16 protein-coding genes are annotated in these 14,240 nt (G+C 28.1%); 12 read left to right on the forward strand and 4 right to left on the reverse strand.

Going from position 1 to position 14,240, the window contains the following annotated elements; translation table 11 throughout:
* Window positions 1-411: 411 nt before the first annotated feature.
* Window positions 412-690 carry a hypothetical protein gene (locus CRV02_RS12225; protein WP_129090551.1) on the forward strand — a complete coding sequence of 93 codons (279 nt, stop codon included), beginning with the start codon at window positions 412-414 and terminating at the stop codon, window positions 688-690.
* Complete coding sequence (locus CRV02_RS12230; protein ID WP_129090552.1) at window positions 644-955, forward strand: hypothetical protein; 312 nt, start codon at window positions 644-646, stop codon at window positions 953-955. The genes CRV02_RS12225 and CRV02_RS12230 overlap by 47 nt, the downstream gene beginning before the upstream one ends.
* 87 nt (window positions 956-1,042) lie before the next feature.
* Here the strand turns inward: CRV02_RS12230 and CRV02_RS12235 are convergent, their stop codons facing one another.
* The 3 genes from CRV02_RS12235 to CRV02_RS12245 all read right to left on the reverse strand — a co-directional run bounded on the left by CRV02_RS12235 (window position 1,043) and on the right by CRV02_RS12245 (window position 3,987).
* Complete coding sequence (locus CRV02_RS12235; protein WP_129090553.1) at window positions 1,043-1,600, reverse strand: imm11 family protein; 558 nt, start codon at window positions 1,598-1,600, stop codon at window positions 1,043-1,045.
* Window positions 1,601-1,609: 9 nt separating this feature from the next.
* A complete protein-coding gene (locus CRV02_RS12240) occupies window positions 1,610-2,716 on the reverse strand; it encodes an RHS repeat-associated core domain-containing protein (protein WP_129090554.1) in 1,107 nt (368 codons plus the stop codon).
* Window positions 2,717-3,243: 527 nt separating this feature from the next.
* Window positions 3,244-3,987 (reverse strand): outer membrane protein, encoded by a 744-nt coding sequence (locus CRV02_RS12245; RefSeq protein ID WP_129090555.1) that lies wholly within the window; start codon window positions 3,985-3,987, stop codon window positions 3,244-3,246.
* 202 nt (window positions 3,988-4,189) lie between these two features.
* On the opposite strand from CRV02_RS12245, the gene CRV02_RS12250 reads away from it, so the two are divergent.
* Complete coding sequence (locus CRV02_RS12250; protein ID WP_129090556.1) at window positions 4,190-4,753, forward strand: recombinase family protein; 564 nt, start codon at window positions 4,190-4,192, stop codon at window positions 4,751-4,753.
* Between the two features lie 237 nt (window positions 4,754-4,990).
* Here CRV02_RS12250 and CRV02_RS12255 read toward each other — a convergent pair whose 3' ends face one another.
* Window positions 4,991-5,893: an AraC family transcriptional regulator gene (locus CRV02_RS12255; protein WP_129090557.1), complete on the reverse strand. Its 903-nt coding sequence runs from the start codon at window positions 5,891-5,893 to the stop codon at window positions 4,991-4,993.
* Window positions 5,894-6,001: 108 nt separating this feature from the next.
* Between CRV02_RS12255 and CRV02_RS12260 the strand changes: the two genes are divergently transcribed.
* From CRV02_RS12260 to CRV02_RS12300, 9 genes are all read left to right on the forward strand, one after another.
* A complete protein-coding gene (locus CRV02_RS12260; protein ID WP_129090558.1) occupies window positions 6,002-7,129 on the forward strand; it encodes a low temperature requirement protein A in 1,128 nt (375 codons plus the stop codon).
* Window positions 7,130-7,232: 103 nt separating this feature from the next.
* On the forward strand, window positions 7,233-7,820 hold the full coding sequence (locus CRV02_RS12265; protein ID WP_129090559.1) for an NAD(P)H-dependent oxidoreductase: 588 nt from the start codon (window positions 7,233-7,235) through the stop codon (window positions 7,818-7,820).
* 9 nt (window positions 7,821-7,829) lie between these two features.
* On the forward strand, window positions 7,830-8,477 hold the full coding sequence (locus CRV02_RS12270; protein ID WP_129090560.1) for a peroxiredoxin-like family protein: 648 nt from the start codon (window positions 7,830-7,832) through the stop codon (window positions 8,475-8,477).
* 1 nt (window position 8,478) lies between these two features.
* The gene (locus CRV02_RS12275; protein WP_129090561.1) at window positions 8,479-8,940 is read left to right on the forward strand and encodes a YiiD C-terminal domain-containing protein; all 462 of its coding nucleotides are present in this window, start codon (window positions 8,479-8,481) and stop codon (window positions 8,938-8,940) included.
* Window positions 8,941-9,054: 114 nt separating this feature from the next.
* Window positions 9,055-9,507 carry a (2Fe-2S)-binding protein gene (locus tag CRV02_RS12280; protein ID WP_258239300.1) on the forward strand — a complete coding sequence of 151 codons (453 nt, stop codon included), beginning with the start codon at window positions 9,055-9,057 and terminating at the stop codon, window positions 9,505-9,507.
* On the forward strand, window positions 9,507-11,645 hold the full coding sequence (locus CRV02_RS12285; protein ID WP_129090563.1) for a xanthine dehydrogenase family protein molybdopterin-binding subunit: 2,139 nt from the start codon (window positions 9,507-9,509) through the stop codon (window positions 11,643-11,645). The genes CRV02_RS12280 and CRV02_RS12285 overlap by 1 nt, the downstream gene beginning before the upstream one ends.
* 3 nt (window positions 11,646-11,648) lie before the next feature.
* Complete coding sequence (locus CRV02_RS12290; protein WP_129090564.1) at window positions 11,649-12,440, forward strand: XdhC family protein; 792 nt, start codon at window positions 11,649-11,651, stop codon at window positions 12,438-12,440.
* A gap of 2 nt (window positions 12,441-12,442) precedes the next feature.
* Window positions 12,443-13,018, forward strand: coding sequence for a nucleotidyltransferase family protein (locus tag CRV02_RS12295; protein ID WP_129090565.1), 576 nt, complete (start codon window positions 12,443-12,445; stop codon window positions 13,016-13,018).
* A gap of 25 nt (window positions 13,019-13,043) precedes the next feature.
* Window positions 13,044-14,234 (forward strand): HD-GYP domain-containing protein, encoded by a 1,191-nt coding sequence (locus CRV02_RS12300; protein WP_258239301.1) that lies wholly within the window; start codon window positions 13,044-13,046, stop codon window positions 14,232-14,234.
* The last annotated feature ends 6 nt before the right edge of the window (window positions 14,235-14,240 follow it).

The following is a 14,240-nucleotide window of genomic DNA, read 5'->3' on the forward strand; positions in this document are numbered from 1 at the left end:
ATAGTAAATTATCTAACTATCTTATACCTGATTTATTTGAAAATTAAATAAATAGACCCATTCTTAAAATATACATCATAATTGAATATTAATTATAAATTTAAAAATTTTTGAAATTCTAATATCTTATATAAATAATAATTTTTGAATTTATTTGTCACAAAATTCCGATATAAACATTAATTCAATATTTTTTATCTTTTTTACAAAGAAAAACAAATATATAAAAATGAACTAAAAGTAAAATAAATGTAAATGGTATGATTATCTTTGATTCTTGAACATAAAAAAACCTGCTAAGTATCCATCTTGAAAACATTGCCATTGATTATTCCTACAAATAGGGATATTAATAAACAACTACGATAAGAAATAATATTTGTATTAAAATAAGAAAATCTTTCAAAATTTATGAGATATTTAAATGCTACATACGCAATATACTTTAATAAAAAGTATAAAAGAAGTGAACATTTGTGGCAAGGAAGATTTAAATCATGGTATGTGGCAAATGAAGCATACCTTTATATACTTATGAGAGATATTGAACAAAACCCATTAAAAGCAAAAATGGTTGACAAAATAGAATATTATCCTTATAGTTCTAGTTACTATTTTTTTAAAGAAGAGAGTACCTCGATATTTGCAAAATTCATGGATAGTAAAAACACATGGGCAAAATATCGATGAAATAGAAGGCTTTTTTGATTGTGATATAGATAGTGAAGATTTAAAAGAATTAATAAAAGCTTCAAGCTTAGTGGAAGCACCAGATATTGAGAAAAAAATAGATACAGAAAAACTAAAAAAACTGTTTGATGAAGTTACAGATAATCAAACAAGAAATAAGTATATTTTAGAGTCATATGAGCAAGGATATTCTCAGTATGTAATTGCTAAAATAATCGGTATATCTCAGCTAGCAGTCAATAAGATAATTAGGAGAAGTACTTGATAAGGTTATCGTTATCACCTGACCTTCCCAATTTCTGAGCTTGCGTTTTTACTTTTTAATTTAAGCTGAACATTTTTGGATTGAAACTTAGAAAACCATTTCTTTATCTTTAAAAACTGCTACCCCTCTAAAATTCTCAATTTTTTCTTTTAAAACATTAGAAATTAAAATAAAAGAGCTATACTCAGATAATAGTGCTATATTATTCTTTAATTTATCATCATAAAGTCTCAACTTCCGAAATCCTCTTATTGCACTATTATTTGAACCTGTTATATAAGAAAAAATTGATTCAGCTTCATTTAAAGCTTCTACTTTATTTAGAATATGGACTATTTTATAATCTGTGATATCGCCATTTGCTGTTCTTAAAATAACATCAATAAACTCAATATCATCTTTTGCATATTCTTCTAAAGTCGAAACTAATTTAGGAGACACTATTTTTAGCCATGCTCCTCCATTATTTTCAATATCATCATATTTTAATATTTCTTCCTTTGTCCCTTCAATAAAAACAATCGGTTTTTCTTTTAAATCCAATCGATCACCACTCTTAAATATAAATCTATCAATAGAGTTTTCTCTATCATACTCTCCAACTAGCTTATGTGGATAGCCTTCAAAATAATCCCAAATATACATTTTTCTCCTTTACTCTGCCCATGGCCTTTGAATTTTGTTTAAAGCTCTATCACCAGACTTTAATAAGTTTCTTTCCTCTTTTATAATAGCTTTTAAAGCATCATTATATTGACTTGTACTCCAATTATTTGCTTTTCCATACTCTAGTACTGTTGACATTTCTCTTTCTAAGTTTTTATTTACAGAATCTAAGTGTCTCCCCCTATGAATTGACCTTGTCGGATGAAGGGATGAGTCCGTTGGTAAAAACATTTTATTCGCTCTTGTATCAAGATTAAAATTAGCTTTTTCTAATAACTCATGGTTTTTAGTATGTTTATTTGTCCAACTATTAATATGATGATCTTGGAAACCACTTATTATTTCACTTCTATTAAAACTTTTAGCAACATCATCAACACTCTTAACAGAATCATCAATAAAACCAGTAGTCCTTGCAGAAGGTATTAAAGCTCCTACCACTGTTAAAAACTGACTATCCTTTACTTCTTTCGGCGTTAATAAATAACCACTTAAGGGATTAACTTTATTCTCACTAAAAGCAGCAATTGGATTACCTACCGTTTCTGATATTAATTGCCCAGCAATATTATCTCTAAAAAAGTTTTCTGATTGATTCCCTATAGAAGAAGAATAAAAAGTTTCAGAAAGAGTCTCTTCACCATTTTCACCAAACTGATGGTAAGTTTCACTTCCTCCATATCTTGAATCTGTATAGTAATACCCATTCTCTGTACCACCAAACTCATAGTTTCCTACAGTTGAAGAGTATCCAAATCCACTAACTTCATTATCATACTCTACTCTATAGTCACTTGTTCTTCCACTTCTACTATAATATACCGTTCCACTTCCATAAAGATCTGTGAACTTTTCACTTGCCGTAGTCCCCATAGGATCAAGATACCTTAATGGATTATTCTTAACATAAGCATACAAATTCATACCATCTATATATCCCTTAGGGTCTTTTGATATAAATCTTCCTAAGTTAGGACTATACATTCTATTTCTATAATAATACAATCCAGACTCACTGTCATATCTTCTACCTGTAAAAGTAATAGTATTATTTACATTGAGTTTTAAAATAACATTTGAGCTTGAATTTTTCATTGTCAGTATACCTAAACTATTATGAGAGTAAGACTCGACAATATTTCCTAAAGAGTCTGTTATGGCTTGGATAGAGTATTTGTCTATCTTTAATATAGTAATAGGTATTAGAGTTATAAGTATACGCTATTGGATCATCTATATATTCATTACAAGCGTAAGAATTTGTAAGAGAATCATTCTCATACTCTTGAATTACTCGATTTTTATAATAGATATATAATTGTTTTATTTTCATTTAGAAGTTCTTTTAGTCTTTAACTATTTAACAGTTAGCAATATTATTTGAAAGTAGATTAGATGAATCTTTAAATTTATAACATAAAGAGTGATTTTGTTGTTCAAAAAGTCCTTAGAGTTTAGAGAATTTCTAATTTCTACTTCTTAAACATTTTTTGGAACAAATTATATCTTTAAATAGAAGTATAAAAGTTAGAACTTCTGGTATACTTGATAATGTTTAAAATCAAAAGTTATGTAATAATAATTTAATGCCTAATATATTACTATAAAATTGTATTGATTATTTAAAAACGTTTTACAATACCTATTGTAAAAGTATTAATTTCATAATCATATTCATTTGTATATTTTGCAGTATATCCAGACAAGTTCTTCACATCTTTTCCTATATTAGAGAAGTTTGTATATAAATACTCTATTTTTATTGCCCAATTATTTTTTAGCTTATGTTCTATTCCTAACCCTGCATTCCACCCAAGTTTTAATTCATTATTAGATTGCTTAAAATCTATATTGAAAGCAGTATCTGATTTTATAAATTCATAATCAATTTTAGCGAGTGATGGGCCAGCTACTAAATAATACATTGATGACTTATGAGCATAACCGACTTTTGCTTGTAAATTAGTTATCCAATCATGTTCAATTTTAGTATTAACGTTAAAAGTACTCCCCGGAAGTGTATTATATCTTATATTTCCAGAGTTGTTTTCATATGTATAATTTGCAATTGATAAATCTAATTCAACTCCATACACTAGGCTTTCATTTTGTTTGTTATAGCCCAAAGAAATAGTTGCTCCGTGAATATTTTCTGAAATATCTTTAAGTCCTTTGGAAGAAATTAAGGCATTATCATCTCCAGTATAATAATTTCCATCAAATATTTTGGTTTTATCATTGATTTTTCCATGATTATAATTATAGGCAATAGCAAAATATTTACCCTCCCAATTTTGATAAGAGTCATCTGCATTTAAACTATTGAATAACATTAAAAATATAAATAAAGCTATTACTCTGTACATAATTACCACCTTTTATTTTAAATAAAAATATACATTATTAATTATTATATTTAACTTAGGAGTGTCCCTATAAACTAGACAATAGTTAATTAACTCATATATTATAATTATCTCACAAAGTGTTCATTTAGAAAAATTGACATCACTTTACAATCCTTCAAATATATGAGATAAATAGTAAATTCAATACAAAGGATTTATTATGAATGTAGGTTATGCAAGAGTTTCAACTTCAAGTCAAAATCTTGAGAATCAAATTGATCAACTCAAGAGTTCTGGATGTGAAAAGATTTTCTCTGAAAAAAAATCAGGAAAGAATGAATCAAATCGTGAACAGTTTAAAATTATGATGGATTTTGTTAGAGAAGGTGATGTACTTTATATTACAAAACTTGACAGATTAGCAAGGTCTGTAATAGACCTTCATAATATTGCAAAGTTTTTACAAAATAAAGATGTAAATCTAAAAGTATTACATCAAAATATTGATACTACATCTCCAGCAGGCAGACTGTTATTTACAATGTTAGGTGCTATAGCAGAATTTGAACGTGATTTAATAAATGAACGTGTTAGAGAAGGAATTGAAGCTACAAAGAAAAAAGGTGTTCAGTTTGGCAGAAAAGCTATTTTAAGTAGTAAAGAGAAGAATACTATATATAAGCAGCATGAAAAAGGAAAGTCTGTTGCTTTATTATCTAAACTATTTCATGAAGCACGTAATACAATCTATAGAGCAATTAAAGATGTAGCAAAAAAGAAGTAGTCAATTTGACTACTTCATATGTTCAAAAATTCAACTCTTTTTAGAACAAGCTTGATTTTAGTAAAAATTGATTTAAAAGTAAGAGTTTTTGAGAAAAACTTTTCGTTAACAAAGACTAATCTAAAAGTAAGTGGATTAATTACTCAATTAAAAAATTTCTTATAACTTGAAACCTTAGACTTTTGAAATTATTATAAAACCTAAAAATTAATTCAAGTATTTAATTACTACATACTTTTAAAAGCCACTATATCCTAATTCTTTAACTTTCCCTGGACTTGCACCAAAATATCTTTTAAACTCTCTATTAAACTGTGTAGGGGAATCATACCCTACTTCTTCACTTGCTTTAACTGCTTTCATATTTTCATGTAAAATTAATTGTCTTGCTTTATTTAATCTTACTTTTTTAATATATTGAACTGGAGTATCATTTAATGCTTCTTTAAATATTCTATGAAAATTATTTGGACTCATTCCTGCAAGTTCTGCCATTTCTTCAATACAAATTTTTTCTTTTAAATTCTTATGTATAAATTCAATAACTTTTGAAACTCTAGAAAATGAACTCCCATGTTCACATAATTGTTGTAAAATATAACCACTTGTATCTTCTAATATTCTAAAATAAAGTTCATCTAAAATTGAAGATGCTAACATTTTTGAGTCAAGTTCTGATTGAAGAATTTTTAATAATCTATAAAAGACATCTGTTATTTCATCTGTTCTTTTATTGCAGACAACATTATAAGGAACCTTTTTATTTGTATCAGAATATTTGGAAAATTCATTATATTTTGAAACAATTCTTCTTAATCTATTCATATCCAAGTTAACATAAAGTCCAATCATTGAATGTTCATCATAAATACAGGTTTCACATTCTATAGGTTGAGGAGAAGTAATCATCAAGTAATCATCTGGAGTATTTATAAACTCACGCTCAGCTATATATCCTTTCTTCATTCCTCTTCCAATAAAAATGAATCCTCTATTATATAGAAGTGGTAAAATATCCTCATTGCATGATATTCTAAATAATTTTATATCCTTAATTAAAGTATCAGCATAACCTTGATTATTCTCTAACCCATGCACTAAACATAAATTTTCAAGTAGCTCTTCTTTGTTTTTTTGCATTCAAGACCTTTTTTGTGTTTTTAGGCAATAAAAATGTGTTTTTATTACTTTAATTTACCATAATAAAGTGTTATTATATCATAATTTAAATTAAATAGGGAGAGATAAATGGCATTTTTATATAAGCAGCCTTTACGACATGCAACATGGCTAGAGCTTTTTTTTGATTTGGTTTTCGTTGCAGCAATTGGAATAGTTACACATGATTTGGCACATACACATCATGGACATATAAGTTTTGAACAACTTTTACGTTTCCCATTAGTTTTTATACCAATGTGGTGGATTTGGATGACTCATACTTTATATTCTAATAGATTTGATAGTGATAATAGAGCAGATAGACTATTTTCATTGCTACTAATGGGGTTAGTAGTTATTCTAGCAACTTTTTCAAAAAATAGTTTAGATAAAGAGTTTCTTTATTTTGTAATAGTTTATGTTTTAATCAGATTTTTTATGGCTGCTGTTTATTTTAATGTACATTCAAAATATGAAAGTGAAGTTACTTTTGCAAAAGATATTGCAGTTGGCACAATTATTGGTGCAATAATTAGTTTATCTTCATTGCTGATTGATTCAAATTTTAAATTTCTATTTTTCTATGCAGGAATCTTATTTGATATGTTTTGGCAATTTAAATTAAAAGATAAACTTAAAGAAAAGCCTGTAGATAAAGCACATCTTGTTGAAAGACTTGGACTTTTAGCGATTATAATTTTAGGTGAATCAATGATAAGTATTGTGAGTAGTTTATCAAGTATAAGCTGGGAACTATATGACATATTAGGTGCAACAAGTGGTTTCATACTTATATGTGCCATTTGGTGGATTTATTTTGATAGTTATCATAAATTTGAAGAAGCAAAAAAAATAGATACTGGACATGTATTAATTTATATGCATCTATTTTTGTGTATGGGATTATTAATCTTAGCAAATTTAATTAGACATTCAATTTTAGAAGATCTTGATCAGCATACCTTTGGAATGTTGGCAGTAATAGGATTAACTTTTTTCTACTTAGGTAAACAAATACCATATATGCATGCATTCCCTATCTGGAAGAAGCAAATTATTATTAATACAACAATATGTATTGGTATTACATTTGCAAGTACATTTTTGCCTAGAATTGAATATTCATTGGTAGGGATGATGTTTGGTATGTTTGTATATGTATTTCTTACATTCAAATATATTTTAACAGTTGATGTAAGTGATTACCTTGAATAAAATCACATTTAAAGTGTAAATAGGCAATAAAATTGCAATATTATGTATTTACAAGATATAACATTAGTGTTATTATACTATTAAAATTATCAAAAGGATTAAAATGAAAAAAGCATTATTAATTAACGGATATGAAACATATGAAGGTGTAGGACAAAACAGATTAAACAATTCTCTTATTGAATATACAAAAGAGATTTTAGAATCTAAAGGCTATGAAGTTAGTGTTACAGAAGTTCAAAAAGATTATGATCCGATGACTGAACACAATAAAATTCTAGACTCTGACGTGGTTTTTGTACAAACTCCAATTTATTGGTTCAGTGTACCAGGTGCATTCAAAACCTATATTGATAGAGTATTTTTAATTGGTTATGGATCAGGATCAATGAGTAATGGTGATGGAAGAACAAGAAGTGATCTTTCTAAAAAATATGGTTCTGGTGGAATATTAACAGATAAAAAATATATGATTTCTACAACATGGAATGCACCTGAATCAGCATTTAATGATGAAAGTGAATTTATGGATGGTATGAGCTTAGATCAATCAACAGCTTTATTACATAAAACATTCCAATTTTGTGGTTTACAAAAACTACCTTCTTTTGCTGTGTATGATGTATTTAAACAAGCAGATAGAGATAATGATATTGAGAATTTCAAAAAACATATTAAAGAAAATTTCTAAGGATAAACTATGAGTTTACAAGAACAATTAGATGCGACAAGAAGTAGAATAGAATCAAGTATTGGACAAGACCCAGTATCAATAATGCATAAAGAAACTGCAGACTTAGAGTTATCTGGATTTGTTGAAAATGCGTTAAATGTAGGAGATACAATACCAAATTTTCAATTACCAAATACATTTGGAGTGGATTTAGATTTATATAATGTTTTAGAAAAGGAACCTATTGTAATAAGTTTTTATAGAGGAGCTTGGTGTCCATATTGTAATCTTGAATTACAAGCACTTAATAATGCGCTTAGTGAAATTAAAAACAAACATGCTTGTTTAATAGCTATTTCACCTCAGACTCCTGACAATTCTTTATCTCTTCAAGAAAAACTTCATTTAAAATTTGAAGTTCTAAGTGATATTGAAAATAGAGTTGCAAAAAAACTAGGACTTGTATTTAAATTTTCTCCTGAGTTAGAAAACTTATATAAAAATGGTTTTGGATTAAATTTTGAAACTATTTATGGAGAAGATAATTACGAATTACCAGTTCCAGCTACTTATGTAATTGGCCAAGATAAAAAAGTGAAATATGCTTTTTTAAATGTAGACTATACAAAAAGAGCAGAGCCTTCTGAAATAATAGAGGCTTTGAATAATCTGTAAAATGAATACAAATATAGATGAGCTACAAAGTGTTTTTGATAAAAAAATACCTATTACTCAATCAATTAAAATAAAAGTCAAAGAGTTTAATAATAATCAACTTGAACTCTTCGCACCTTTAAAAGAAAATATTAATCATGTTAATACTGCTTTTGGTGGAAGTTTATATAACCTAGCTGTTCTTACTGGCTGGGGTATGGTTTATATGATTCAACAAGAGAATAATCTTGATGGAAATATCTTAATTTTTGATAGTTCCATATCATATCCTAAACCTATAAATACTGATATGAAAGCTGTTTGTGATGTATCATTACAACTAGAAGAAATTAAAAGGTTTGTAAAAACCTATAACAGAAAAAAGCTTTCAAGAATAACTCTAAAGGTTAATATCTTTGACAATAATAGCAACTGTGGTGCTGTATTTGAAGGGACTTATGTTTTAACAGCCAATAATAACTAAAAATAAACAACATTGTTTAATTTATAGAACTTGACATGCAATGTGGAACTTTTGATATTCCATTAAAAAACCTGCATAATATGATACTTACAATAAAAATTTAAGGAAATAATAATGATCAATTTAAAAGTTGATGGAAGAAAATACAAAGTTGATGTTGACCCAAATAAACCTATTTTATGGGTATTAAGAGAGCATTTAAATTTAACACATACAAAATTCGGATGTGGTGTGGCCCAATGTGGAGCCTGTACTGTGCTATTGGACAATGAGTCAATTAGATCATGTTCAACTCCTATTAGTATGGCAGATAATAAATCAATAACGACGGTATCAAATAAAGAAGATAACATTGTTAAAAATCTGCAAAAAGCATGGGTAGAAGAAGATGTAGCACAATGTGGATACTGTCAGCCAGGGCAAATAATGAATGCAGCAAGTTTACTTAAAAGTAATCCAAATCCAACAGAAGAAGAAATTGTAGCAGCTATGGACGGTAATATTTGTCGATGTGGAACATATAATAAAATCAAAACAGCAATTAAAAAAGCATCAAAGGTAATATAATGGAAAGAAGAGAATTTATAAAAACAACATCCTTCGTATCAAGTGCTTTTGTTATTGGTTTTTATTTACCAACTAAATCAAAAGCATCCGATATTCAAACTGAAGCAAAAATATCAGAGCCAAACGCATTTGTAAGAATTGATAAAGAAAATAAGATCACTTTTTTAATGGGTCAAGCTGAAATGGGACAGGGAACATATACAACTTTAGCAATGTGTATAGCAGAAGAGTTAGATGTAAAATGGGAAGATATTGAATTTGAAGCAGCAAAACCTAGTGAAATTTATTATCATGCATGGATTCCTGCAATGCTTACGGGTGGTTCATCTTCTATTACAGTATTCAATGATAGACTTAGAAAGGTAGGGGCTGCATTAAATATCATGTTAAAACAAGCGGCTGCTAAAAAGTGGCAGGTTAGAAAATTTAATGTAAAAACTGAAAACTCAAAAGTAATTAATAAAATAACTAAAGAAAGTTTTAATTTTGGTGACTTAGTAGAAGATTTAGCTTCAGTAAAAGTCCCAACTGATCCAAAAATCAAACCATTAAATGAATGTAAACTTATTGGTAAGCCTACAAGAAGACATCCAAAAGAAGCATGGGCCAAAGTAACAGGTGAAGCTGAATTTGGTATTGATATTAGAGTTCCTAACATGAAGTATGCTGTCGTTATTCATCCAACTATTTTTGGTGCAAAGGTTAAAAGCTTTGATGCAACTTCAGCACTTAAAAAAGAAGGTATCTTAAAAGTAAAGCAAATTTCAACAGGTATTGCTATTATTGCTGAACATTGGTGGACTGCTAAAGAAGCAGTTAATGATATAAATGTTGTTTGGGATGAAGGTGCATTTAAAAACGTAAGCAGTAAAACTTTAGATAAAGACTATTCAGAGCTATTAAATAAAAATGGTAACATTATGAGAAAAGATGGTGATAGTGAAAAAGCATTCAAGGAAGCTGCAAAAGTTATTGAAGCAGAATACAATTTACCATTTTTAGCCCATGCTGCAATGGAGCCACTTAATGCAGTAGTTCATGATAAAAATGGAAGTGCTGAAGTATGGACAGGAGGACAATTACAATCAATTTATAGAGATGTTACTGCAAAAGTGTTAGGTATTGAATCTAAAGATGTAACATATAATAATACTTATCTAGGTGGTGGTTTTGGTAGACGTGCTGCTAAAAACGTTGATTATATTTTAGATGCAGCACAAGTTTCAAAAGGTGAAGCTTGGCCTATAATGACTTTATGGACAAGAGAAGATGATATTAAAATGGGTAATTATAGACCTTTATATAAAAATAAAGCTAAGTTAGCTTTAGATAAAGAAGGGAAAATCACATCATTTGATGCTACTGTTGTTGGGCAAAGTGTTGTAGCTGGAACACCATTTTCCTTTTTAGAAAAGAATGGAGTTGATTGGGCACAATGGGAAGGATTATCAACGCATCCTTATGATATAAAAAATCATAACCTTCAAGCAATCACTCCAGAGTCTCCAATTTCAGTACAATGGTGGAGATCAGTTGGTCATACACAATCTGGACCTATGGTAGAGGGTATTATTGATTTTGCCGCAAAAGAAGCAAAAATAGATCCAATTGAGTATAGATTAGATATGTTAACAGACTTAAGACATATTCATGTACTTGAGGACGTTGCAAAACTAGCTAACTGGAAAAATAGAAAAATAGAAAAAAATGTAGGTTACGGTGTATCATTCGTACCTTCATTTGGTAGCATTGCTGCGATGATTGCCAAGGTTAGAATTATAGGAAATGACTATAAAGTAGAAAAAGTGTGGACAACAGTTGACTGTGGTTTTGCATTTAATCCATTAAATGTAGAAAATCAAATGATAAGTGGTATTAATTTTGGATTAGCAGCAGTTAAATATAGTGAAATAACTTTAAATGAAGGAATGCCTCAACAAAGCAATTTCTATGATTATGAGGTATCAAGAATTTCTGATGCTCCTGAAATTGAAATAAATATAATAAATTCAAGTGATACTACATTAGGTGGAATAGGAGAAGTTGGTACTCCTCCTATTTTTGCAGCAGTTGCAAATGCCCTATTTGATGCAACAGGTAAAAAGTATACGAACTACCCTATTAAAAACATAGGATAAAAAGTGTTTTTTAGTAAAGAGTATTTGGACTTTATAGATAATTCAAAAAGAAGAAAACTTGATATTGTATTAATAAGTGTAACAAATACAGTTGGACACTGTTATGCAAAAGTTGGAAATATTATGCTTGTAAACTCGATAGGTGAGTTTACAGGTGTTCTAGGAAGTCCTGCTTTACATGAAAAATTTTTTGAACTATCAAAAGAACTTTTTAAATCAAAGAAAAGTATCACTTATAAAAATAAACCAAAAGATAAAACTAGTGGTCATGGAACTTCAATATACTCTTTATCTTCATTTTTTTATGAAGATAATTATGATTTTCTAGATAATACTTTGGAAAGATTTGGTAAACCTTATTCTTTATTGATTTTTGGAACAGGAGCTCATGTAAGTTCACTTATTTCAATTGCAAATATCATGGGTTGGAAAACTACTGTAATAGATATGAAAATGAGAGAAGAATTTGTAAATGAAGCGGATGAGCTTATAAAACTTGAAAATTTAGATGATATTTTAAATATGAATTTAAATTCTTATAATGCATCTGTGATTCTAAGTCATAGTCCAAGAACAGATGATACATATTTACAAGCTTTATTAAGTTCAAATGTTGAATATATTGGAATCCTAGGTAATAAAAAAAATATGAAGAAAAAGTGTGAACAATTCAGTCTTCATAATGAAAAAAGATTCTTTGCTCCAGTTGGATTTGATATTGGTGGTATCAATCATCAGTCTATTGCTCTTTCAATATGTGCTCAAATTGAAGCTAGAAAAAATAAAAAAATATAATTATGATTAATAAAAAACTAGCAGTACTAATTTTAGCAGCAGGAACATCTAGTAGATTAGGTGAATCAAAACAATTGGTAAGATATAAAAGAAAAACTTTACTAGAACATGCTTGCCAAAAGGCTCTTGAAGTTTCAGATGATGTTTTTGTAGTACTTGGTTCAAACTCAGAAATTTGTAAAGAGAAAATAAAAAATCTTAGTGTTAAAACTATATTCAACAAAGATTTTAGAGAAGGTTTATCGAGTTCTATTAGAACTGGAATTTCTAGAATTGAAGAATATGATAATGTTTTAATAATGCTCTGTGATCAACCATTTATTCCTGTTAATCATATGAAGAAAATTGTGAACTTATCTCAAAAAGAAAATAAGATTATTTGTTCCTTATATAATCAAAAACATGCCGTACCAGTTATTTTCCCAAAAAAATATTTTAATCAATTAAAAAAATTAAATGGAGATACTGGAGCAAAAATTATTATAATGGAAAATAATCATACGATTATTCCATTAGAAGACAAATATGCCATTGATATTGATACAAAAGAAGATTTAAAACTTCTAAAACTCAATTAAAGATTTCATAAAAAGAGGTGATGCATTGTTGGAAATTGGAATAACTAAACATATAAAAAAAGTAGATGAAAAGTTTTTTAAAACTACACAAATTGCATATATCTTTGCCATAGTAATACATATTATATTAGTGTTTATTTTTAATTATCTTCAAATTATTGAAATGGTGTTAGTTAATATTATATTTAGTATTCCAATTTTTATATGTGCATATTTTTTAAATAGAAAAGGATATTTAAACATCGCATTTACTATTATTTCCATAGAGTTTGTAATACATCAAGTTTTTACAATATATTATATTGGGTGGGAAAGTGGTTTTCAATATTATCTTATTTGTTTATCTATTTTAGTTTTTTTTAACCATAATTGGAAACGTATTACACAACTTTCAATTAGTACTTTTGTCTTTTTTATTTTTATTAGCATTTATTTAGTATTTAAAGAAGAACACCTTTATACACTGCCACCAAATGTCTATGAATCATTATATCTTTTTGGAATAATTGGAACAGTCACAGTAATCATTATATTGGTAAATTTCTTTGTTAAAACAGCATCAAGAAGTGAAAATGAACTTGAATTATTAATTTGTGAAAGAACAAGTGAGTTAATGCAAAGTCAGAAAGATGCAATATTTATGCTTGGAGAAGCAGGACATTTTAATGATAATGACACGGGTGTTCATATATGGAGAATGGCTGATTATTCAGCACTTTTAGCAAGTAAAATTGGATTACCTGAAAAAGAAGTAGAACTTATAAGACTAGCTGCTCCAATGCATGATAGTGGAAAAATAGGAATTCCAGATAAGATTCTAAAAAAACCAGCAAAATTAAATGAAGAAGAGTGGAAGATAATGCAAACACATTGTCAGTTAGGCTATGACATTTTAAAACAAAGTGATACAACACTTTTTAAACTTGCAGCATCTATTGCTTTACATCATCATGAAAGATATGATGGGTCAGGATATCCTAAACAATTAAAGGGTGAAGAAATTCCTTTAGCTGCAAGAATTGTCTCAATATGTGATGTATTTGATGCTTTAACAATGAAGAGACCATATAAAGAAGCTTGGAGTATAGAGGATGCAATTATTGAAATAAAGAGTAATTCAGGGTTGCACTTTGATCCTAATTTAGTAGATGTATTTATAAATATAAAAGATGAATTAGTTGAGATAAAAAACTATTGGGATAAAAATAAAAATTAAAGGACT

It is taken from the genome of Arcobacter sp. CECT 8989 (assembly GCF_004116715.1).
Lineage (GTDB): Bacteria > Campylobacterota > Campylobacteria > Campylobacterales > Arcobacteraceae > Halarcobacter.

Excerpts from the sequence above, each read along its gene's own strand:
- CRV02_RS12225 (WP_129090551.1), top strand. The coding sequence starts at position 412 with ATGAGATATTTAAATGCTACATACGCAATATACTTTAATAAAAAGTAT.
- CRV02_RS12235 (WP_129090553.1), bottom strand. The coding sequence starts at position 1,600 with ATGTATATTTGGGATTATTTTGAAGGCTATCCACATAAGCTAGTTGGA.
- CRV02_RS12240 (WP_129090554.1), bottom strand. The coding sequence starts at position 2,716 with ATGAAAAATTCAAGCTCAAATGTTATTTTAAAACTCAATGTAAATAAT.
- CRV02_RS12245 (WP_129090555.1), bottom strand. The coding sequence starts at position 3,987 with ATGTACAGAGTAATAGCTTTATTTATATTTTTAATGTTATTCAATAGT.
- CRV02_RS12250 (WP_129090556.1), top strand. The coding sequence starts at position 4,190 with ATGAATGTAGGTTATGCAAGAGTTTCAACTTCAAGTCAAAATCTTGAG.
- CRV02_RS12255 (WP_129090557.1), bottom strand. The coding sequence starts at position 5,893 with ATGCAAAAAAACAAAGAAGAGCTACTTGAAAATTTATGTTTAGTGCAT.
- CRV02_RS12260 (WP_129090558.1), top strand. The coding sequence starts at position 6,002 with ATGGCATTTTTATATAAGCAGCCTTTACGACATGCAACATGGCTAGAG.
- CRV02_RS12265 (WP_129090559.1), top strand. The coding sequence starts at position 7,233 with ATGAAAAAAGCATTATTAATTAACGGATATGAAACATATGAAGGTGTA.
- CRV02_RS12270 (WP_129090560.1), top strand. The coding sequence starts at position 7,830 with ATGAGTTTACAAGAACAATTAGATGCGACAAGAAGTAGAATAGAATCA.
- CRV02_RS12275 (WP_129090561.1), top strand. The coding sequence starts at position 8,479 with ATGAATACAAATATAGATGAGCTACAAAGTGTTTTTGATAAAAAAATA.
- CRV02_RS12280 (WP_258239300.1), top strand. The coding sequence starts at position 9,055 with ATGATCAATTTAAAAGTTGATGGAAGAAAATACAAAGTTGATGTTGAC.
- CRV02_RS12285 (WP_129090563.1), top strand. The coding sequence starts at position 9,507 with ATGGAAAGAAGAGAATTTATAAAAACAACATCCTTCGTATCAAGTGCT.
- CRV02_RS12295 (WP_129090565.1), top strand. The coding sequence starts at position 12,443 with ATGATTAATAAAAAACTAGCAGTACTAATTTTAGCAGCAGGAACATCT.